We start from the raw sequence: 19,936 nt of genomic DNA, 5'->3' as shown, positions 1-19,936 counted from the left end.
ATGGCTTCTCCCCTGACTGTCGATGAGCGGCGTCGGTGGCTGTACTCGTTGAAGCAATCGCCCGCGCTGCGCCACACGCGCGCGTCCGTCCTGCTGCGGCTGCTGGAGAGGGCCCGGCCGGTGGAGCCCCAGCCGGGCGAGGTCATCTGCCGTGAAGGCGAGCCGGTGGACGGTGTCCATCTTCTGCGCTCGGGCGAGTGGCGGGTGACGACGGGAGGGACGGTGCTCCTGCACCTGCGCCCGGGCATGTCGCTGGGCGTGGAGGCGCTCGCGCGCGGCACGTGGCCCGTCACGGTGACGGCGGAGTCCGCGTCGCATGCGCTCTTTCTTCCGCGCGCGGAGCTGGAGGCGGTGGCGGCGGTGCCCCGGCCCGGAGGCTTTGCCGGTGGCTCTGGAGGTGGCGTGGCGTCGCGCACGGACGTGGTGACGTTCCGCGCGCGGGGGTTGGAGCTGCCGCCCGCGACGCTGTCCCTGATGGTGGAGCTGGTGGCGAAGGTGATGGTCCATGACTTCGGGGACCGGGTGCTGCTGGTGCGCGCGGGGACGAAGCGCTCGGAGGGCGCGGTGCGCGGCGCGGACGGAGTGTTCCGCCGCACGGTGGTTCCGCACGCGCCGGTGCTTGCCGAGGGGGAGGACTTCGACTGCGTGCTGCTGGACGGCGTGCCGGCGCCGGAGGGCCTGACGCCGCGCGAGGTGTGGCTGGTGCCCCCGGGAGGCGAGTCGGACGCCGTGGGGACGCCGGGCGCGCAGGTGCTGCCCACGGTGTTGCTGTCGCCGTGGCGGCCGCAGGGCAGCCCGACGTTGCTGGGGCGCTCGCTGCCGGACGAGGACGGCTGGGATGAGGAAGTGCCTCCGCCCGGGTGCCGGCTGCGGCTGGACTGGGGGCGGTGGGTGGTGCGGCCAGGGGACGCGCGGCCGCTGGCGGCGCTGGGACTGGATGCGGGGACGCGGGACGCGCTGTCCCGGTGGGCGCGCGCCATCACCGGCCGGCGCGTGGGGCTGGCGCTCAGCGGCGGCGGGGTGTGGGGCTTCTACCACGTGCACTTGTTGCGCAGGCTGGCCGCGCTGGACGTGCCGGTGGATCTGCTCAGCAGCGCCAGCATGGGCTCGCTGGTGGGCGCGTACTACTGCGGCACCGCGCGTGACGGGCGTGAGGGACTGGATGGCTTGAGAAGGCTCCAGCACCGGGCGCGGGGCGGGCACCTGTCCGCGGCGGCGCTGTCGTCGGTCGTGACGACGCAGGCCATGGAGTGGCTGGTGCGCGGCGATCTGGGAGACCTGGCGCTGGAGGAGCTGCCCGTGGGCTTCCTGCCGGTGACGACGGACCTGACCACGGGCCGCTGCGTGGTGTTGGAGAAGGGGCCGCTGGCGCTGGCGGTGCGCGCGAGCGGTTCAGCGCCAGGAGTCTGGGCGCCCACGCTCCAGCCGCCCGCGCGCTACGTGGATGGGGCCTTCACCAGCATGGTGCCGGTGGACGTGTTGCTGCACTCGGGGGCGGACCTGATCTTCTCCAGCAACATCTTCCCCGCGGGCCATCACCACGCGGCGAGGCCGCTGTTGCCTGGAGCGGTGGGGCTGTTCCTCTCCGCGCTCAACCCGGTGGCGAGGGCGAAGGATCTCCTGGCCAGTGGCGTGCTGCTCCTGCACCGCAGCGGAGACCTGGAGTCCGCGCGAGGCGACCTGAGATACGACGTGGGCACGCGCGATCAACCGCTGCTCGGATCCATGCGCTTCACGCACGTGGACGAGGTCCTGGACGAAGCCGCGCGCGACATGGGCCTGGAGCAGAAGCTGCTGGAGCTCAAGCAGGCCTGGGAAGCCCTGCGCACGCGAGGAAGCACGGCCGGCGGAAGGAGGGCCGCGTGATTCCGGTCCGCATCCTCGGCACCGCGAGCGTGCTGCCCGGTCCGCCGGTGACGACCGCGGAGGTCTGCGCGCGGGTGGGCCGGGACGCGGCGGAGGTGGAGCGCAAGACGGGCATTCGCACGCGGCACTTCGCTCCGGAGGGGATGCGCGCGGCGGACCTGGGCGCGCAGGCGCTGCGGGGCGCACTGGAGGCAGCGGGGCTCCCGGCGACGGCGCTCAAGCGGATCCTCTTCGTGTCGTCCATGGGCGGGGACGTCATCACTCCGGCCAATGGCAGCCGGGTGGCGGCGGCGCTGGGGCTGTCCGGGACGTGCGACGCGATGGACGTGGGCAACGCGTGCATGGGCTTCCTGAGCGCATTTGACCTGGCGGCGCGCTCGGTCGCGACAGGCCTGGGGCCGGTGGGCGTGGTGTCCGTGGAGCTCCTGTCGCGCACCACGCGGCCGGAGGATCCACGTCCCTACCTGGTGCTGGGCGACGCGGCTGCGGCCGTCGTGCTGGGCGAGGCGCGGCCCGGCGAGGGCGTGCTGGGCGTGGCGTTCGGCAACGACGGCACGCTGCCGCCGGACGTCGTGCTGGAGAACCCGCACCAGACGGGCCAGCGCGAAGGCATGCGCTTCCTCACCGCATCGCGAGACATGACCCGCGTGGCGCTGGGAGCACTCACGCGCGCGGCCTCGGCGGTGCTCCAGGGCGCGGGGCTGACGGTGGCGGACGTGGAGTGGGTGCTCATGCACCAGCCGAACGGGAGCATGTTCGCGGCCATCCTCCAGGCGCTGGAGGTGCCGGAGGAGAAGAGCGTCACGGTCGTGGACACCGTGGGCAGCGTGGGCTCCGCGTCGCTGGGCGTGGGGCTGGACCGGCTGTGGCGCACGCGGCCGGTGAAGCCCGGGGACCGGGTGTTGCTGGTGGGCGTGGGCGCCGGCGTGGCGCACGGCGCGGTGCTGTACCGGGTGAGCGGGTGAACTCAGCGGCAGCGGTGGCGGCGAGGGCCGCGTGGCTGACGACGTTCCGCCTGCTCCAGCGCTACCACCGCTACGAAGTCGTGAACCTGGAGCCGCTGCTGAAGCCCGGCGCGAAGCTGCTGGTGGGCTACCACGGGCGCCCCCTGGCGGTGGACCTGTGCATGCTGACGGTGACGCTGCACGACCGGCTGGGCTACCTCCCCCACGGCATCGCGCACGGCGCGTTCGACCGCATCCCCGGCATGCGTCAGGTGGCGGACGGGCTGGGCTTCGTCACCGGCGACGGGCCGCTATTGGCCGAAGCAGTAGCGAAAGGCGAGCACGTGCTGGTGCAGCCCGGAGGCACACGCGAGGGCTGCCGCGACTTCCGTCACCGCTACCGCGTGGACTGGGGAGAGCGCCTGGGCTACCTGCGGCTGGCCGTGCGCTACGGGCTGCCCATCGTCCCCATCGCGGGCCACGGCATGGACGACGCCTACGTGGGCCTGAACGACGGCTACGCGTGGGGCAAGCGCGTGGGGATGCCCGGAAGACTGCCACTGTGGCTGGGCGTGGGCGCCACGGGCCTGTGGCCGCTGTCCCTCCCCTTCCCGGTGAAGATGACCCAATGGGTAGGAGAACCGCTGACGACCCACCTGGCCCCGGGCTTCGACGCGGCGGACCGGGAGGCCCTGCTCACGGTGCACCGCGACGTGACGCGCGCGGTGCAGGGACTGCTGGACGCGGCGCGGCCGTCCTGAGCATCACCCCCAGAGCGGGCGTCGCTGCGGCTTGAAGCGGGCGCAGTACCACTCAGAGATCTGGTGGGCGGCCTTCAATGCAAGCCCGTGCTCCCGGCGCAGCACGTCCAGGAACCCGTGCAGGGAGAGGACTCGCCCGCGAAGCTCCTCGATGCCCCGGTGGAGGGCGCGGCGATCATGCAGGATCGCCGTCGCGTCGGGATGGTGACAAGCGTAGGCAATCACCGAGTGCTCCCCCATCCCTTCTGTCACCGGCGGGAGTTGGAGCTGGACCAGGGTCTCGGCCTCCGGGCTCTGCGGCACCAGCACGATGGGCGCCCCCGCGATGGCCTTCAGCATCGCTTCCGCTTCCTGGACCAGCCGTTCCGGGGCGCCAGCCTGGGAGGCGCCCACGGTCAACTCATCACAGACCGTGTCGGTGATGACGACGGGCAGGGCTCCCAGCGCCATCAGCGTAGCGGCATGACCCGCGCGCTGGATGTTCGCCAGCACGTCGGTGTCGACAACGTATTGGCTCATGTGGCGAGGAGATCCTCGACAGGACGTCCGAGCAGCTCGCGAGCCCGGCTCGACGAAATCAACTCGTGGGCATGTGCATCCAGGGCACGGCGTTCGATGCCGGTGAAGCGCGTATCCTCCTCGAAGCTGTCCAGGACTGTTTCGTCCGGTGACATCACAAGGGCCTCCACGGTCTCCCGCTCCCGGATGTACCGGAGGTTGTAGAGATGCCAGGCCATGGCGGAGAAGCTGAGGCCGAAGTGGGTGCGGGCCCGGATGACCAACTCGCGGGCCGCCTTCAGGCCATAGCCTTCCGGTTTCGCGGCCCCCAGGCTCTGGGCCACGGCCTCTTCGGGCGCCAGCAGCATGGCGGCGAAGGCATTGGCCCGCTTCTCGGCGGGAGGGTTCTCCATCCAGAAGCGTGACGAGTCCAAGCGCCCCTCATCCGTCTGGACGTCGCTCTCCGACAGGTCGAGGAGCTGGTGCGCCAGCTCATGAGCCAGCACGAAGCGGCGCACCGGCTCATGCATCAGCGCCTCATGGATGACGATGAGGCGGGCGTCGCCAGAGCGGCAGCTGACCCCATTCACGGCGGGGTTCGTGAAGGCATGGCGGAGGACGAGGATGTCGAAGTGACTCTCCATCAGCCGGCCCAGATTGCGCAGCGGCCCTTGCCGCTCCGGCAGCAGGGCACGGACCCTCCGGGCGCACGCATATCCCGCCTGGTGGGCATTCTTCGAGGGAGGCGGCTCGGGCTGGAACTGCTCCGCCAGCCGGGGGACCTGCCGGAGCGCCCCCAGCAGACTGAAGGCCCGTGCCTGCCGGAGCCCGTCCACGAGGAAGGCCCGATCCACGTCGGAGAGCGAAGCGCTGGCCGTGCTTCCCTTCAACAGCGCCGTGGGCTCCATGAGGGCCTTCTCAACGGGCGCGGACGTATGGAAGAAGGCCGTGGGCGAGAGTCCCAGTGCCGAGGCCAACCGGGTCAGCGCGCTGAGCCCCAGCGCCTGCTCGCCCTGTTCGAAGGTCCGGATGAGGTGCGCGGAAACCCGCGCACGCGCGGCCAGGGCCTCCACCTCCAACCCGGCTTCCTTCCTCCGCCTGGAGAGCCGGCGTCCCAGTTCCCTCAGGGCATCCGAGGCGTCATCCGTGGGTGGCCCTTGCGTCATGCCTCCAGCATCAAGCAGGGCCTCCCGGGTGGCAAGGCCACCGGGGGACGACTACCAGCGCACGCGGTAGATGGCGGCGCGGCCCTGGCGGGACTCCACCACGGTGGTCAGGCCCTTCACGCCGGTGGTCAGCGTGCCGTGGTGGCAGATGGAGCCGATGAACTCCGGATACGTGCCGCCCTCGTTCACCTTGATGCGGTAGTCCGTGTCCGCCAGGCGCTCCACGTCCACGTGCAGGAAGTTGCTGCCGGAGGCCAGGTTGCGCGACGTGCGCTCCAGGGCGCGCGCGGGGCCCAGCAGCTTCAACACCGTCTGGAGCGCGCGGCCCATGTTCGTCTCGAAGTAGCCCGCGACGAAGCGCTCGCCCAGCAGCCACTGCGCCTCGTTCATGGACACGTCCGGGAACAGCTCCGTCGCGCCAATCTGCAGCAGCTTCTGCCAGGTCGCGTTCGGGTACGCGGGCTCCAGCTTCCGGTCCAGGTCCAGCCCGGCTTCCTTCAGCTTCGCGCGCAGCGGACCTTCCAGCCGGCCCTTCAAGGCCAACAGCAGTCCTTCGACCGTATGGCCGAAGACGATCTCCGACGGGTTCGACACGAGGGGCTCCTCCGCCACGTCTCGGGGGATGACGTGGCTTGGGTGCCCCCTGGTTAGTTCGAACATGCACCTGTGGACAACCCCTACATCCCCGGGGTGATGACGATTTCACGGTGAGGACAGTCGCACCTCCCCGCCGTCAGAAGCGTCCAGGCGGGCTCCACGTCAATGATTGCTCACCGGTCCATGGGACACGGCCTTGGGGGGCATATGAGCTGGAGCATCCACATTCCCGCGGTGAACACGCTCAAGCTCGCGCTGGGCAACGCCGCGCATGAACAGGCGCTGGGCCACGCGGAGCTGAACGGCAACAAGGCCATCCCCATCCAGGGCGGCCAGGTGTCCCTGACCGGCGCGTTCAAGGTCCCCGTCGAGCTCTTCAACGACCGGGACGACAAGGACGCGTACGGCATCATCGGCGTGCCCCCCAAGGAGCTGGATGGCTCCACGGTGGAGCCCCTCTTCTCCCCGGACGGCGTCGCGTGCTGGCTGAAGTACGCGGCGGAGTTGAGCGCGGAGGCCAACGGCCAGGGCGACTTCCCCTTCGTCGGACTGAGCGGATCAGGCTCGCTCCAGGTGCAGGTGGCGGACTACCGGCACCACGCCGCCACCCAGACGCTGGAGGCCGCGATGGGCTCGGACGTGAAGTCCCTGCGGCTGCCCTTCGTGCTCGCGGACGTGCAGGCGCTCCAGCCCGGTGACGCCCTGTCGTTCCAGTCGTGCGTGGCCCTGAAGGCCGGCGTGAAGGTGTCCTGGTCCGCCATCAGCACGTCCCTGGTGACGGCGCTCGCGAAGCGCATCGCCGGGCAGCTGGTGTTCGAGCTGAAGGCGGAAGCGGGCGCGTCCATCGGCGGCACCGTGTCCCTCCAGGACACGTTCCGCATCGTCTTCTCCCGCCCGAAGGACGGCGGCCCCTTCCGCGTGTCGGTGCGCAAGGCCACGTCGGACGCCGCGGCGGTCCACGTCTCCGCGGGCGTGTCGCTGGAATACACGTCGCCGCTGCTCGCCTCCATCCTGAGCGCCGTGGACGCCAAGGTGCAGGACGCCTTGAAGATCGTCGATGGCCTGGAGCAGGGCTCGCTCCAGCCCGCGCTCCTCGGCGTCGCCGCCGCGCTGCTGAAGCAGCTGGGGTTCCTCAAGGCGGTGGAGCCCACGGTCGCGGCGGTGACGGCCGCGTATGAAGAGCTGAAGGACTTCGTGGAGAGCGTGGTGAGCGGCTCGCTCAAGGCCGGCTTCGAGTACGAGTACGCGCGCACCACCGAGGACGCGACCCTGCTGGAGCTGGAGGTGCCCGTGGCGGAGCTGGCGGGTGCGCACGGCGCGCTCGTCTCCGGCGACCTGGCGTCCATCCAGCGCCGGGTGAACGACGCCTGGCTGCGGCGCTACTTCCACATGAAGTCCGTGGAGTCCCAGCGCGTCTGGGGCCTGGGCCTGGGCTGGCGTGACTTCAACTTCGCCTCGCAGGAGGACCGCCGGAAGCTCAAGGCCGTGGTCCAGCACGCGTCCCGGGACCACCGGCAGGGGCCGCGCCGCTACGCGTTCCTGGGCGCGCGCAGCTACACGAGCTCCGGCGTGCTGTACGGGAAGACGTCCCGCTGGGGGCTCGACTTCAGCGCCCAGATGCCGCGCTTCAGCCTCACGCCCAGCGCGGACGAATTCGAATACGCCTTCTTCGGCCAGAGCCAGGTGGAGGACGGCCTGTCCAAGGAGCTCATCCAGCGCGCGGTGGACGCGGCCACCCTCTGGGGCGCGGTCCGGCCCGAGGACGCGCCAGCACTGGTGGACCGCCTCTTCCGCGCGGCGCCCGCCGGCACCAAGACCGAAACACGGCTGGACCTGCGCGTGGACAACCCCAGCTTCCGGCGGCTGCTGGCGAAGCTGGGCTCCGAGCCCGTCTTCGAACGCAACGCCTTCGCGCGGGCCCTGGCGCGCGCCATGCCCCGGGTCAACCAGCCCGTGCGCACGAGCCTCCAGCGCCGCGAGGAGCTCTACACGCCGCTCTGGGACGCGTACCTCAAGGACGGGGCGAAGGACTGGACGCTGGACCGGGCGAAGGCGAGCGTGGCGTACCACCTGAAGACCCAGGCGGGAGCGGACGGCTTCGTCGCGTCACACTGGGAGCAGACCGGCGGCACGGGCACGTTCGCGGACGTGCTGGTGCAGAGCTCGCGCTACGGAGGCGACATCGGGAGCCGGCCGTACGGCAAGGTGTACGTGTTCTGGAAGGACCTGCTCGACAAGCTCATCGCGCTGAACAAGGCCATCCAGTCGGAAGCCGTCATCGCGGAGAACGACGCGACCTCCGCCGTGCAGCAGGTGTTCACGGCGCTGGATGACCTGGCCTGCGACGACTTCCGCGTCACCGCGTTCGTCTCGTGGATGGATCAGCTCGCCCTGCGGTGGAAGCTGGGGTCGGGCATCCAGCGCCTGCTCCAGGTGCGCGTGGGAGACCAGGAGTTCGTCATCTCCCACGGCTGAGCGCTACCAGCGGATCCGGTACGTCGCGGCGGGGGGCGCGTGGGTCTCCACCTCGGTGGAGAGCCCCTTCACGCCGGTGGTCAGGGTGCCGAAGTGGCAGAGCGCGCCGATGAACTCCGGGTGGACGCCGCCGTCGGTCACCGTCAGCCGGTAGTCGGTGGCGGCCAGGCGCTGCACGTCCACCTGCAGGTAGTTGTTGCCGGAGGCCATGTTGCGCGTGGTGCGCTCCAGCGTGCGCGCGGGCCCCAGGAACCGCAGCACGCTCTGTAGCGCGCGGCCCATGTGGGTGGCGAAGTAGGCCGAGACGAACCGCTCCCCCAGGAACCAGTGCGCCTGCGCGGGCGGGCGGTGGGGAAAGAGCGCCTCCGCGGCGAGGAGCAGCATCTGGTGCCACTGTTCCCGGGGATAGGCGGGCGCCAGCTTCTGGTCCAGGTCCAGCCCCACGCGCTTCAGCCGCGCCCGGAGCGCTCCATCCAGGTGCCCTTCCAGGACCACCACCAAGCCTTCGACCGTGTGGCTGAACACGACCTTTTCCAGGCGACGCATGACGGGAAGTGCCTCCTCCCTGGCGCGGGGATGCGTCCTTCATCGGTAGACCGTCACGAACCCCGGAACAACCCACCCCTCCCTTCGTGCAGCGGGATTTCCACCAGCGGACGGAGCAACTTCAGCAGGCCCGTGGACAGCGCCATCCATGGCTTCATGGGGAGCATGTTGCTCAAGGCCTGTCTCAACGGAGCCCGCGCGGCCGTGGATCATCCCCGCGTGCCTGTCACCCCGGAAGCGTTGGCGAAGGACGCCGCCGCCTGTCACGCCGTGGGCGCGGGTGCGTTCCACGTGCACCCCCGCGCGGCGCACGGCTTCGAGTCCCTGGACGCGGCGGACCTCGGCGCGGCGGTGGCGGACCTCCGCCGTGCGTGTCCGGGCGTGCCGGTGGGCGTCAGCACGGGCGCGTGGATGGTCCCGGACGTGAAGGCCCGCCACGCGCGCGTCGCCAGCTGGAAGGCGCTGTCCGTCAGCACCCGTCCCGACTTCGCCTCCGTCAACCTGTCCGAGCCCGGCTGGGAGTCCATCGCGGACGCGCTGCTCGACGCGGGCATCGGCGTGGAGGCGGGCGTGTGGTTTCCGGAGGACGTGTCACGGCTGACCGCGTGGCCCCAGGCCTCGAAGTGCCTGCGCATCCTCGTGGAGACGCAGTCCTCCCAACCCGAGGCCGCGTGTCAGGAGGCGCGGACGCTGGTGGAGCTGCTGCGCGCCACGGGCCTCGAAAGGCCGCTGCTCGTGCACGGCTCGGAAGGAGGCGCGTGGGCCGTGCTCGGCTGGGCCCGGCGCCACGGCTTCGACACGCGCATTGGACTGGAGGACACGCTGGTGCTTCCGGACGGGCAGCGCGCGCAAGACAACGCCGCGCTGGTGTCCGCGGCCATCCGGGTCATGCGCGAACGGTGAGTCTTCACGGCCCGCATGGATCATCTCCCAAGCCCCGCCGCGCCCGGCTTCCTATGATTGGGGCACCATGCACGAGCCTCCCTCAGCAGGCGGATCCCCTCCAGCCCGGGAGGAGGATCCGCCGTCCCCTGCGTGGGCGCTCATCCTGGGTGCTTCCTCCGGCACGGGCGCGGCCATCGCGGAGGCCGTCGCGCGCAAGCCGGGCCTGAACGTCTTCGGCGTGCACCGGGGCCGCTACCTGGACACCGCGCGTGAGCTGGAAGCCCGTGTGCGCGACGTGGGCCGGGACATCCACCTGCGGCAGGCGGATGCCTCCACGCCCGAGGCCGCGGAGGCTGGCGCGGACGAATTGCTCCAGCGCGCGGGCCCTCGCAGCGTGAAGCTGTTCGTGCACGCCATCGCGGGCGCGTCCGTGGGGCGCTTCCTCTCCGAAGGGCCGGACCGGCTGCACCCGCGCCGCATCCATCGCACGTTCGACTGCATGGCGCACTCGTTCGTGTACTGGACGCAGGCCCTGGTGCGGCGCGACCTGCTGGCTCCGGACGCGCGCCTGCTGGGCCTGCAGAACCCGTTGGATCAGACGCACCTGGGCAACACCGGCCTCATCAGCTCCGCCAAGGCCGCGCTGGAGATGTACGTGCGCCACCTGGCCATCGAGCTGGGCCCGAAGGGCCACCGCGTCAACCTGCTCAAGTTCGGCACGGTGCTGACGCCCGCGCTGCGCCACGTCTATTCGCCGGAGGCGCTGGCCCAGCTGGAAGCGCGCCACGCGGCCATGAACCCCGCGGGGCGCATGGGCACGCTGGACGACGTGGCCCGCTTCGTCACCGTGCTCGTGGGAGATGACGCCGCGTGGTTCAACGGCGCCACCATCGACTTCACGGGCGGCATGACGCTCAAGCTGATGGACCTGGTGCTCAACCCGTGACGGCCGGAACGCGGAACGTGAGGCAGTAGTAGAACGGTGACACCTGTTCCTCGATGACGTCTTCCGCCCCCTGCGGCAGCAGCTCGCGAGGGCTCTTCGCCTCGCGCGTGTAGAACGTGAGGGCGCGGAAGGCGGCGCGCTGGAACAGCGACGGGCGGAAGGCCGCGTCCAGCTGCTCATCCACCACCACCAGCGGCGTGCCGGGGAGCGCCACGCGCGCCATCTCCCGCAGCGCCACCGCGGGCTGGCGGTAGCTGCCCATCGCGCCGACGTGGAAGACGCGGTCGAACGTGGCGTCCCGGAATGGGAGCGAGTGCGCGTCCGCCACCATCAGCCGCGTGTCCTTCACGCCCCGGCCCTTGCGCAGGCGCTTCTCGCACTGCGCCAGCATGCCGGTGCTCAGGTCCAGGCCCCACACCTCCACGGGCAGGCCCGGCGGCAGCGCGCCCCGGATGCGCGGCAGGTTCGCGCCCGCGCCCACGCCCACCTCCAGCACGCGCACGGGCTGCCCGTCATCGCGAGGCTTCAGCGCGCCCAGCTCCAGCCTGCGCATGTACCCGTCGCGCATCCGCGATTCCGAGACGGACTGGAACAGCGGCGTCAGCACCGTCGTCAGCGGGTCGTGCAGCGCGGGCAGCCCGTCATAGAGGTGGCGCATGAGGCGGTCCGTGCCCCGCACGCGGTCCTCGCGGTACAGCCGCGCCAGGCCGTCCGCCACCTCCCACGTCTCGCCGCAGCCACCACAGAGCAGACGGCCCTCGTCCAGCCGCGCGTCCTCGCTCTGCCCGTGCCACACCAGCTGGCCCCGGCAATCCGGGCATGCCAGCAACGCCACGTCCCGCAGCCACATCATCGCTTCGTCACCCTGCCGTCCCCTGTTCGGCCAGGGCCCGCGCCAGGTCCTCGCGCGCCCCCAGCCGGGTGAAGTCCTCCACGGCCCGCCGTAGCAGCTCCGCGCGCTCCGCGTCGCCCGAGGGCAGGTGCCGCGCCCACTCCAGCCGGGCCCTCGCGGCCTCGTAGGGCAGGCCTCGCTTGTCGGCCTCCACGATGCAGCGCTTCCACGCGCGGAAGGCCTTGGCGTGCTTGCCCGTGAGCCACGCCTCCCAGCCCCGCCACAGCCACGCGGCGGGCTCGCCGAAGGGGAACACCCGCGCGAAGTCCTCCACGGCCTTGAGCGCGGCCCGCGCGCTGTGCGTGAGCGCCTGCAACCCGGGCCCGGGCGTCTCGCGCGCCCACAGCGTGAGCAGCACCTCCGCCACCGCCGTCGCGCCGAAGTAGACGAAGTGCGCCACGGGCTTGCCCGCGGACAGCCGCACCAGCGCCTTCTCCGCCGCCGCGCGCGCGCCCGCCGTGTCGCCCTCGCGCAGGCACAGCAGCGCCAGCGTGCCGTCCGTGATGATGCGGTCGGTGGCGCCGCCATGTGCCTCCGTCCACGCGAGCGCCGGCTCCAGCGCCATGCGGGCCCGCGCGTGTTCCCCCAGCCGCAGCAGCATGTGGGCGCGGTAGTGCTGGGCCCAGTGCCGCGTCTGCGCCGAGCCCCGCCGCACCGCGGACGCCTCCAGCCAGTCCATCAGCGGCAGGCCCCGCGCGAACTGGCCCCGGTACATGGCGGACACGGTGAGCAGCGCGCGGCACTCCTCCGCCAGCCGCAGGTCCCCCACCGAGTCCACGATGGCCGTCGCCCGGGCAAGCCACGTCTCCACGTCCTGCCAGCGCGCCTGGTACACCGCGCAGACGGCGTTGCGGTTGAGCACGTAGGCCAGGTCCGCGGGGCGGCCCACGCGCTCCGCCACCTCCTGCGCGCGCTTCACCCACGCGTCCGCCACGCGGTGCACCGGCACCGTGCCCGCCACCACCGCCATCACCGTGTAGCCGCGCGCCAGCTCCGGCGTGGGCCCCGCGGGCTCGCACAGGTTGAGCATGCGCAGGCCGCTCCAGAGCACGGGCAGCGCCTCCTGCGCGTAGATGAACGCGTCGGTCAGCCGCATGAGCAGCCGGCCCGCCACCCGGCGCGACTCGCGGCGCCGCGTGGAGTCATCCACGTACGCGTCCGGCCGGGCGCTCTGCGCCAGCCGCGACAGCACCTGCCCCAGCGTGCCCAGCACCCACGCCACGCGCGACGAGGGCACGCGCCAGCCGAAGTGCGCGAGCGCGGCCTCCGCGAGCACGCGGAAGTCCTCCAGGTCTCCCAGCTGGAAGTGCGCCTCCGCCAGCAGCGCCTCCACGCGGCCCCGCTCCAGCGGCGTGGCCCCGGGCATCACCGTCAGCGCCCGCGTGAGCAGCGGCACCGCTTCGCGGCACGCGCCCACCGCCAGGGCCTCCTCGCCGGCGATGCGCGCGTGGTGCGCCTCGCGGGCCACGTCCCCGGCCTGCCCCCAGTGGTACGACAGCGCCGAGGCGTAGCCCAGGGGATGCGCGGCCTCCAGCGCCAGGGCCGCGCGCTGGTGGAGCGCGGGCCGGAGCGCCGGGGACAGGTCCTCCAAGAGCCGCTCGCGCAGCTTGTCGTGCGCGAAGCGCCAGCGGCCGTCCGCCACGTCCAGCACCGCCGCCGCCGCGCAGTCGGTGAGCCACGCCTCCACGTCCACGCCGGGCGCGGCGCGCTCCAGCACCGCCAGGTCCAGCTCCCGGCCCAGGAGCGCCGCCACGTCCAGCAGCTCCCGCGCCTCCCGGGGCACCTTCTCCAGCCGGCGCTGCACCAGCGCGCGCATGCCGCCCGCCCACACGCGCTGGGGCAGCGTGATGGCGCCCAGCCGGTCCAGGCCGCCCGCGTCCTCCGCCAGCGCGCGCACCACCTCCACCAGCAGGAACGGGTTGCCCTCCGACTCGCGGCGCAGCAGCTCCACCACGCCGGGCTGGCGGCCCACGGCGCCCAGCATGGACTCGCCCAGCTGGGCGATCTCCTCCGCGTTCAGCCGCTGCAGCCGCAGCATGCGCGTGCCGGGCAGGCGCTCCGGCAGCTGCGGGGACTCGTCGTCGCGGAAGCTCGCGAGCAGCAGCAGCGGCAGCCCCGGCGCCCTCGCCGCCAGCCGCGCGAGGAGCTGGAGGGATTCCGCGTGCGTCTGGTGCAGGTCCTCCAGGATGACCACGGTGGGCTGCGGCAGGCGGGCGAAGAGGTCCTCCACCGTCTGGTGCAGGCGCAGCTGCGCCATGTCCGCGTCCAGCTCCGGCGCGGCGGGCACCTCGCGGCCCAGGAGCGCCTCCAGGTCCGGCACCAGCGACCGGAGCACGCGCGCCTCGCGGTCGGACAGCTCCGTGAGCATGGGCAGCCAGCGCAGCACCGCGCGCCACTCCTGGTACGGCACGCCGCCGGTGTCCACCGCCTGGCCGCGCAGCACCACCGCGCCGCGCACCAGCGCCAGCGAGCGCACCTCCTCCAGGAGGCGCGACTTGCCCACGCCGCTCTCCCCGCCGATGAGCCACGCGCCGCCCTGCCCCGCGAGCGCCGCGTCGAGCACGTCCTTCAGGTGCTCGCGCTCCTTCACGCGGCCCACGAAGCGCGCGGACTGGAGGAAGCTCTCGCGCGTGGCGGCGGACTCGGCGGGCCGGGGCTGGCCCACGGCGTCGCTCAGCGCGGTGATGACGGCCTCCGCGTCGCGCGGCCGGCGGTGGGGCTCGGGCGCCACCAGCTGCTCCAGCAGGGCCTTGAGCGCGGGCGGGAAGCCCGGCGTCGCGAACACCTGGCCAGCGTGAGGCAGCCGGCCGAAGAACATCTGGCACGCCATGGCGCCGAAGCCGAAGAGGTCGGTCAGCTCGGAGGGGGACTGATCTTCAAAGAGCTCCGGGGCCAGGTAGCCCGGGGTGCCCGCGGGCTGCGCGCGAGGTCCCTGCTGGTCGCGTCCCACGGCCAGGCCGAAGTCCAGCACCTTCACCTGGCCGCGCACCACCAGCACGTTCGCGGGCTTCAGGTCGCGGTGGATGATGCCGCGCCGGTGCAGGTACGCGAGCGCCTGGAGCGTCTGGATGAGCAGCCCCACCTGCGTCGCCAGGGGCGCGTCGGTGCCGGCCTCCACCAGCGTGCGCGCGTCCTCCAGCAGGTCCATGGCCAGGTAGGGCCGGCCCTCCGCGTCGAAGCCGTAGTCCAGCACGCGGATGACATGGGGGTGTCGCAGGGACACCAGCGTCTGGAACTCGTGGGCCAGCGACAGCGCCATGCCCTGCGTGGCGAAGGCGGAAGGGGTGCCCCGGCCGGGCCGCCGCGCCAGGTCCGCCACCGTCCTGTGCAGCCGCTTGAGGGCCACGGGGCCGGACAGCCCGTCCTGCGCGCGCCACACGGTGCCCGCGCCGCCGCGCCCCAGCAGGTCGAGGATGCGGTAGCGCCGACCCACCACTTCCGGGTCCATGCCCGGAGACGTGTCGATGTCCGGGGCGTCCGCCCGGCGGGAGGTCTGACAGGAAGGGGGGTGAGACATGAGGGGGAGCCGCCCTGCGCGCGCGCAAGGATATCCCCCCTTCTCGTGCGGGAGGGGATTTGAATGTGCCGGACGGCAGGCGAAGCAGGAGGCGCTTCGGACCCCGGGGGGCAGCCCGGCGGGCGGGGCCCGGCAGGGTTCCTTCCCTCTGGAGCGCTGAAACATCACTTTTGACGCAGGGAGGACACCGGATGGCGGGCTACGACTTCGACTTGTTCACATTGGGCGCGGGCTCGGGCGGCGTGGCGGCCAGCCGGCGCGCGGGGTCCTCCGGGGCGAAGGTGGCCATCTGCGAGGAGGGGCGCGTGGGCGGCACCTGCGTGCTGCGCGGGTGCGTGCCCAAGAAGCTGCTCGTGTACGCGGCGCACTACCGCTACGACTTCGAGGACGCGGCCGGCTACGGCTGGACGGCGGGTGGCCCGGCGCTGGACTGGAAGAAGCTCCAGGCGGTGAAGGCGAAGGAGCTGGACCGGCTGACGGGCATCTACGGGCGGCTGCTGCGCGACGCGGGCGTGACGCTGGTGGAGGGCCGGGGCCGGGTGGTGGACGCGCACACGGTGGAGGTCGCGGGCAAGCGCTACACGGCGGAGCGCATCCTGGTGGCCACGGGTGGGCGGCCCTACCTGCCGGAGGTGACGGGCATCGAGCACGCGCTCACGTCCGAGCAGGCGCTGGAATTGCCCGCGCTGCCGCGCCGGGTGGCGGTGGTGGGGGGCGGCTACATCGGCGTGGAGTTCGCGGGCATCTTCACGGCGCTGGGTGCGAAGGTGACGATGTTGATCCGCGGCGACACCGTCCTGCGCGGGTTCGACAACGACATCCGCGCGGCGCTGACGCAGGAGATGCGCAAGAAGGGCGTGGACATCCGCCCGGAGACGTTCGTGCAGGACATCGAGAAGCGCGAGGACGGCACGCTCAGCCTGCTGACGCGCATGGGGGAGACGCTGGAGGTGGACGCGGTGCTGTACTCCACCGGCCGCGTGCCCAACACGCAGGGGCTGGGGCTGGAGGAGGCGGGCGTGAAGTTGAACGAGCGGGGCGCGGTGATGGTGGACGCGCAGTCGCGCTCGTCGGTGGAGAGCATCTACGCGGTGGGGGATGTGACGGACCGGCTGAACCTCACGCCGGTGGCCATCGCGGAAGGAAGGGCGATGGTGGAGACGCTGTACCGGAACAACCCGGTGACGATGGACCACGAGAACGTCCCGTCCGCGGTCTTCAGCCAGCCGCCGGTGGGCACGGTGGGGCTCACGGAGCGGGAGGCGATGGATCGTTATGGCAAGGTGGACGTCTACGTCTCCAGCTTCCGGCCCATGAAGCACACGCTGACGGGCCGTGACGAGCGGTCGATGATGAAGGTGGTGGTGGAGCGGGGCACGGAGCGCGTGCTGGGCTTCCACATGGTGGGCGCGGACGCGCCGGAGATCATCCAGGGGCTCGCGGTGGCGCTGAAGTGCGGCGTGACGAAGAAGCAGCTCGACGCCACGGTGGGCATCCACCCCACGGCCGCGGAGGAGTTCGTCACGCTGCGGGACAAGCGACCGGATCCGTCGGAGAGCGCCACGATGCTGGAGCTGGGGCGAGAGGTGGTGGCCACGCCTCCGGGGGACACGCGGAAGTAGCGCAAGGCCACGGGCGAATCAGCGAGCGATGACGGGTTCCAACACGCCTGACCTCGCAATGAGGAGAGCGAGCCCCGTTGGTGTCGAGAGCTTCGAGTGACCGGATTAGCGGCGTCGAGTAAGCGACTCAGCGAAGCCGCTGCTTGAGACGCCCATGTACTCTCTTGAGATCGTCTTTGTACCGGCACAGCGCGTCCTCGATCTCGTACGCCTTCAGGGGACTGAAGGCTGAGGGAAGTTCCTCGACCGCGATCCACGCACGTTCCGCGACTGCGATGCCGAGCGCCTCAGCGCCAACCCTGGTGCCCATGTGCAGGTACACGCGTTCCGGCATCTTCTTCAGGTAGGATCCCAACCGCAGCGCGGCGTCGTAGATGTACATTTCCTTGGCACCGCGAATCGGAGTCAGCAGGCGCTCGAGGATCGCGAACAACTCATCGAAGCTCGGGACTTGACGAATCGCTTCTTGGTTCGCGATTAGCACCCGACGGACCTCATCCACCGTGGATTGCTCCAGGTGGCGCTGGTGGTTGAAGAGCGCGCCGTTCTCCTTTCGCGCGTCTGCCACTGCCTCAATGGCCTCTTCAAGCGACGGAAGCTTCGCGAAGTATTCGAGTTCCTCCATCGCCTTCAGGCGCGGTCCCCATTGGTAGGCTTTGACGATTTCTTCGTACGAATTCAGGCGTGCCATATCGGGTTTCTAAAGTTGGGCTGGTTTTGTGGAGCGTCAGCGGCTTCGTGGATCAAGCCGCCGTCTTTTGTCAGGAACCTTTGCTCACCGACTTAACAGCAGACTGGAATCTCAGACCGAGATGGGCGGCATGAGACCAGCCCTGACCAGCAACTCGCGCACCCGCCGCGCCAGCGCCACATGCTCCGGGTTGGCCACTGTGAAGCGCTCGGGGGTGAGGATGATCAGGGTGCCCTTGTCCTCGACCGGCTCGATTCGCACCGGGGCGGGGAGTGGCGGCACACTGCCCCGATGACGAGCGAGGTATGTCACCCAGCCAAGCCACACGTCGGCCTTGCCGTCCTTGTCGTCTAGGTCCCGATGCGTGCGGGACAGGGCCGAGACCCATTCAGGTTCCCAGGCCAGCGCCATGCTGCGCACCACCTCGGCCAGCACGGACGCCGTGAAAATACGCTCCGCGTTCGCTCCCTCGCTGGGGAGCGACAAGAAACAGGAGTTAGAAAACGCTTCCGCATATCCGCCGCAGTGGATGCGCAGGGCTGCACAATCACGACGGGTTCCGCCGTTGTCGAACCAGAAGCTAAAGCCCAAGTCCTCAAAGACAGGCCCCCCTCTCTCCCGGTTGACGCCTCGCCGGAACATCTCAGCGAGCGTAGGCATGTCGGGCGGCATGAGGGGATGCTTGCGCGCGTCCCTGCGCGACTTGGCGGGCTTGTACCAGTGGGCCAGGAACGGATCGCACTCCGCCAAGAGATTGAGGAAGCCCGCTGTGCGACGGGCGCACTCCTCGGGAGACTCTTTGCGCGGCCCCCAGTAGGCACCTGCAAAGTAGGTATCGGGATAGGTCTCTGAGTCGAGCTTCACGAGCATGAGGTTATCCACTCAGAAAGCTGGGGTGTGGACGATTTCGACCCCTACAACACGTGCGTTCTTGAAGAGTTCGCGGAAGGCATCGGCAGCCGCCATCTCTGCGACATGCCACCGGACAGGAATACCCGTGCCACGAACTTTTCTGCTCTGGCGCTCTGCTTGCTCAACGAGCATCCGCGCTCCGGAGTTCCGGAACCACTCCTTGGGCTCAAGGCCATCAAAGAACTTCGCGTAGCCGGGTCCCTTGGCCTCCAGCAGCACGCCGTCCTTGAAGCCGTCGAACTTCACGCCACCCGCCTTCGTGCTCGTGCCGCCGACCCAGTAGGCATCATCGGCGGAGTGTCCCGTGATCTGCTCCTGATAGCGCCGAGCGGGCGGCTTCATGGACTCCTTCGCCGGTCCCCACTGTCCAGGCCCCTGAGAAGGCGCTCCGCCCTTCGAGGCCGCGTTTGCCCGCTGGAGGATGATGGCCGCCCCAGGGCCGCCGCTGAGTGCCACCGCCGCGCGCCCTGCTGGCACCGCGACGTGCTCCAGCGCCAGCGCGCCCTCCGACGACAGCGAGAGCACCGGCACCGAAACCTCCGCTCCCAGCGATATCCCTTTCAGCGTCCGTGTCGTGGCCGACGCTGCGCCCCCGGTGATGAGCAGGCCTGTCGTCAGCCGCGACACCTCGCGGATCTGCTCGCCACGGGTCATGGACTGGAAGCGATCCCAGTACATGGGTGAAGCCGCGATGAGCGCCGCCACGCCTGCTGGCAGGTGGCTCAGTCCCGCGAGGCTGTCCACGGGGCGCGTGAGCAACTGGCCCAGCGCGTGGTACAGCTCCACGAACGCATCTTCCGCTCCATCCAGGGTGCGGCTGAGGGCGTCCGCGTCGTCGTACACCTCGGCCAGGGGCCGCCAATCCGAGGACTGGAGCTGCGCGTCCATCGCGCGGAAGACACCGCCCTTGCCGCTGTAGAATCGGCCCAGCTCGAAGCCGTGCGCACGGAAGGCACCGTCCTTCCACTCGACGGGTGCCACCTTCTGCTGCGTGCGCCCAGTGAGGGCCCACGCCAGATAGCCGTCCGGTCGCAACACCGCGATCTGCTCCCGGGAGAAGCGCTCGACCCGCCGCAACAGCTCCTGCCGCGTGACTTCGCCTCCCTCCATCACTTCGCGCAGGATGAAGCCCGCGGCCATGCGAGGCGGGAAGGCGCTCAACGTGACGGGCTTGCCCACCAGCACGTCCAGCAGACGCGCGGCTTGTGCGGGCGTCAGTCCCCCTCCCAGAGGGCGCTCGTCCCGCGCTTCCAGGCCCGCGTTCGTCAGCAATCGCTCCCAGACGTCCGGCTGCGAATCGTCAGGACTGGTGACGTCCGCCATGGCCACCGTGCGAACGGGGCTTGCCCCCGTCATCACTTCGCGCACGGCCTTGCGGCGGTACAGCGGCGGCGCTTCCTCTCGGTGCGTGCTACTCGGCGCCGGAGCGGATGCACGCGGCGCCCCGTCGTTTGACTCCCACGTCCCAGGGGAGTCCGTGGCCGTGTAGCTCAGCGTCCTTCCGGGCGCGTGGGGCACGGATGCGCAGCCGGTGAAGAGGAGGGCCACGCACGTGAGCAGGACGTCAGCGCGCATTGTCCACCCCCAGGCCCACCGACGCGAAAGCGCCCGGCCGCAG

Annotated in this window: 16 protein-coding genes; 7 read left to right on the top strand and 9 right to left on the bottom strand. The window is 71.0% G+C overall.

From position 1 onward, the window contains the following. Genes D7X55_RS03820 through D7X55_RS03810 form a run of 3 tightly spaced genes read left to right on the top strand, consistent with a single transcriptional unit; the run spans position 1 to position 3,571 of the window. Positions 1–1,866 (top strand): cyclic nucleotide-binding and patatin-like phospholipase domain-containing protein, encoded by a 1,866-nt coding sequence (locus D7X55_RS03820; RefSeq protein ID WP_121722258.1) that lies wholly within the window; start codon positions 1–3, stop codon positions 1,864–1,866. After that, on the top strand, positions 1,863–2,831 hold the full coding sequence (locus D7X55_RS03815; RefSeq protein WP_121722257.1) for a 3-oxoacyl-ACP synthase III family protein: 969 nt from the start codon (positions 1,863–1,865) through the stop codon (positions 2,829–2,831). The genes D7X55_RS03820 and D7X55_RS03815 overlap by 4 nt, the downstream gene beginning before the upstream one ends. Next, the gene (locus tag D7X55_RS03810; RefSeq protein WP_233609557.1) at positions 2,828–3,571 is read left to right on the top strand and encodes a lysophospholipid acyltransferase family protein; all 744 of its coding nucleotides are present in this window, start codon (positions 2,828–2,830) and stop codon (positions 3,569–3,571) included. Before D7X55_RS03815 ends, D7X55_RS03810 begins: the two co-directional genes overlap by 4 nt. A gap of 3 nt (positions 3,572–3,574) precedes the next feature. Here D7X55_RS03810 and D7X55_RS03805 read toward each other — a convergent pair whose 3' ends face one another. Genes D7X55_RS03805 through D7X55_RS03795 form a run of 3 tightly spaced genes read right to left on the bottom strand, consistent with a single transcriptional unit; the run spans position 3,575 to position 5,829 of the window. Continuing rightward, positions 3,575–4,090 carry a hypothetical protein gene (locus D7X55_RS03805; protein ID WP_120548540.1) on the bottom strand — a complete coding sequence of 172 codons (516 nt, stop codon included), beginning with the start codon at positions 4,088–4,090 and terminating at the stop codon, positions 3,575–3,577. Beyond that, the gene (locus tag D7X55_RS03800) at positions 4,087–5,235 is read right to left on the bottom strand and encodes an ImmA/IrrE family metallo-endopeptidase (RefSeq protein WP_120548539.1); all 1,149 of its coding nucleotides are present in this window, start codon (positions 5,233–5,235) and stop codon (positions 4,087–4,089) included. Before D7X55_RS03800 ends, D7X55_RS03805 begins: the two co-directional genes overlap by 4 nt. A 51-nt stretch (positions 5,236–5,286) precedes the next feature. Next, entirely contained in the window at positions 5,287–5,829 is a 543-nt protein-coding gene (locus D7X55_RS03795) for a DUF2378 family protein (protein ID WP_120548573.1), read from the bottom strand. A 210-nt stretch (positions 5,830–6,039) separates the two neighbouring features. On the opposite strand from D7X55_RS03795, the gene D7X55_RS03790 reads away from it, so the two are divergent. Beyond that, on the top strand, positions 6,040–8,307 hold the full coding sequence (locus D7X55_RS03790; protein WP_121722256.1) for a hypothetical protein: 2,268 nt from the start codon (positions 6,040–6,042) through the stop codon (positions 8,305–8,307). A gap of 3 nt (positions 8,308–8,310) precedes the next feature. Here the strand turns inward: D7X55_RS03790 and D7X55_RS03785 are convergent, their stop codons facing one another. Next, complete coding sequence (locus tag D7X55_RS03785; protein WP_120548537.1) at positions 8,311–8,853, bottom strand: DUF2378 family protein; 543 nt, start codon at positions 8,851–8,853, stop codon at positions 8,311–8,313. Between the two features lie 132 nt (positions 8,854–8,985). Here D7X55_RS03785 and D7X55_RS03780 point away from each other — a divergent pair, with 132 nt between their 5' ends. Together D7X55_RS03780 and D7X55_RS03775 are read left to right on the top strand one after the other, a co-directional pair. Then, the gene (locus D7X55_RS03780) at positions 8,986–9,756 is read left to right on the top strand and encodes a 3-keto-5-aminohexanoate cleavage protein (RefSeq protein WP_199746855.1); all 771 of its coding nucleotides are present in this window, start codon (positions 8,986–8,988) and stop codon (positions 9,754–9,756) included. A gap of 67 nt (positions 9,757–9,823) precedes the next feature. Continuing rightward, positions 9,824–10,684 carry an SDR family NAD(P)-dependent oxidoreductase gene (locus D7X55_RS03775; protein WP_233609555.1) on the top strand — a complete coding sequence of 287 codons (861 nt, stop codon included), beginning with the start codon at positions 9,824–9,826 and terminating at the stop codon, positions 10,682–10,684. Here D7X55_RS03775 and D7X55_RS03770 read toward each other — a convergent pair. Together D7X55_RS03770 and D7X55_RS03765 are read right to left on the bottom strand one after the other, a co-directional pair. Next, positions 10,674–11,537, bottom strand: coding sequence for a methyltransferase domain-containing protein (locus D7X55_RS03770; RefSeq protein ID WP_199746854.1), 864 nt, complete (start codon positions 11,535–11,537; stop codon positions 10,674–10,676). The genes D7X55_RS03775 and D7X55_RS03770 overlap by 11 nt on opposite strands. Positions 11,538–11,544: 7 nt before the next feature. Continuing rightward, positions 11,545–15,093: a serine/threonine-protein kinase gene (locus tag D7X55_RS03765; RefSeq protein ID WP_121722255.1), complete on the bottom strand. Its 3,549-nt coding sequence runs from the start codon at positions 15,091–15,093 to the stop codon at positions 11,545–11,547. A 191-nt stretch (positions 15,094–15,284) separates the two neighbouring features. On the opposite strand from D7X55_RS03765, the gene gor reads away from it, so the two are divergent. Next, positions 15,285–16,715 carry a glutathione-disulfide reductase gene (gor, locus tag D7X55_RS03760; protein ID WP_121722254.1) on the top strand — a complete coding sequence of 477 codons (1,431 nt, stop codon included), beginning with the start codon at positions 15,285–15,287 and terminating at the stop codon, positions 16,713–16,715. A gap of 127 nt (positions 16,716–16,842) precedes the next feature. On the opposite strand, the gene D7X55_RS03755 is transcribed toward gor, so the two are convergent. From D7X55_RS03755 to D7X55_RS03745, 3 genes are all read right to left on the bottom strand, one after another. Then, complete coding sequence (locus tag D7X55_RS03755) at positions 16,843–17,406, bottom strand: hypothetical protein (RefSeq protein ID WP_147468298.1); 564 nt, start codon at positions 17,404–17,406, stop codon at positions 16,843–16,845. A gap of 111 nt (positions 17,407–17,517) precedes the next feature. After that, positions 17,518–18,276: an immunity 52 family protein gene (locus D7X55_RS03750; RefSeq protein ID WP_121722265.1), complete on the bottom strand. Its 759-nt coding sequence runs from the start codon at positions 18,274–18,276 to the stop codon at positions 17,518–17,520. A 12-nt stretch (positions 18,277–18,288) separates the two neighbouring features. Then, positions 18,289–19,893 (bottom strand): restriction endonuclease fold toxin 5 domain-containing protein, encoded by a 1,605-nt coding sequence (locus tag D7X55_RS03745; protein WP_121722252.1) that lies wholly within the window; start codon positions 19,891–19,893, stop codon positions 18,289–18,291. Positions 19,894–19,936: the final 43 nt, after the last annotated feature.

The organism is Corallococcus sp. AB049A (assembly GCF_003668885.1).
GTDB classification, from domain to species: domain Bacteria; phylum Myxococcota; class Myxococcia; order Myxococcales; family Myxococcaceae; genus Corallococcus; species Corallococcus interemptor.
This window is presented reverse-complemented; position numbering and strand designations above follow the sequence as displayed.

Bases quoted from the DNA above. Each gene is read 5' to 3' on its own strand.
- D7X55_RS03755 (WP_147468298.1), bottom strand. From the start codon at position 17,406: ATGGCACGCCTGAATTCGTACGAAGAAATCGTCAAAGCCTACCAATGG.
- D7X55_RS03805 (WP_120548540.1), bottom strand. From the start codon at position 4,090: ATGAGCCAATACGTTGTCGACACCGACGTGCTGGCGAACATCCAGCGC.
- D7X55_RS03790 (WP_121722256.1), top strand. From the start codon at position 6,040: ATGAGCTGGAGCATCCACATTCCCGCGGTGAACACGCTCAAGCTCGCG.
- D7X55_RS03820 (WP_121722258.1), top strand. From the start codon at position 1: ATGGCTTCTCCCCTGACTGTCGATGAGCGGCGTCGGTGGCTGTACTCG.
- D7X55_RS03770 (WP_199746854.1), bottom strand. From the start codon at position 11,537: ATGATGTGGCTGCGGGACGTGGCGTTGCTGGCATGCCCGGATTGCCGG.
- D7X55_RS03765 (WP_121722255.1), bottom strand. From the start codon at position 15,093: ATGTCTCACCCCCCTTCCTGTCAGACCTCCCGCCGGGCGGACGCCCCG.
- gor (WP_121722254.1), top strand. From the start codon at position 15,285: ATGGCGGGCTACGACTTCGACTTGTTCACATTGGGCGCGGGCTCGGGC.
- D7X55_RS03800 (WP_120548539.1), bottom strand. From the start codon at position 5,235: ATGACGCAAGGGCCACCCACGGATGACGCCTCGGATGCCCTGAGGGAA.
- D7X55_RS03745 (WP_121722252.1), bottom strand. From the start codon at position 19,893: ATGCGCGCTGACGTCCTGCTCACGTGCGTGGCCCTCCTCTTCACCGGC.
- D7X55_RS03750 (WP_121722265.1), bottom strand. From the start codon at position 18,276: ATGCTCGTGAAGCTCGACTCAGAGACCTATCCCGATACCTACTTTGCA.
- D7X55_RS03775 (WP_233609555.1), top strand. From the start codon at position 9,824: ATGCACGAGCCTCCCTCAGCAGGCGGATCCCCTCCAGCCCGGGAGGAG.
- D7X55_RS03785 (WP_120548537.1), bottom strand. From the start codon at position 8,853: ATGCGTCGCCTGGAAAAGGTCGTGTTCAGCCACACGGTCGAAGGCTTG.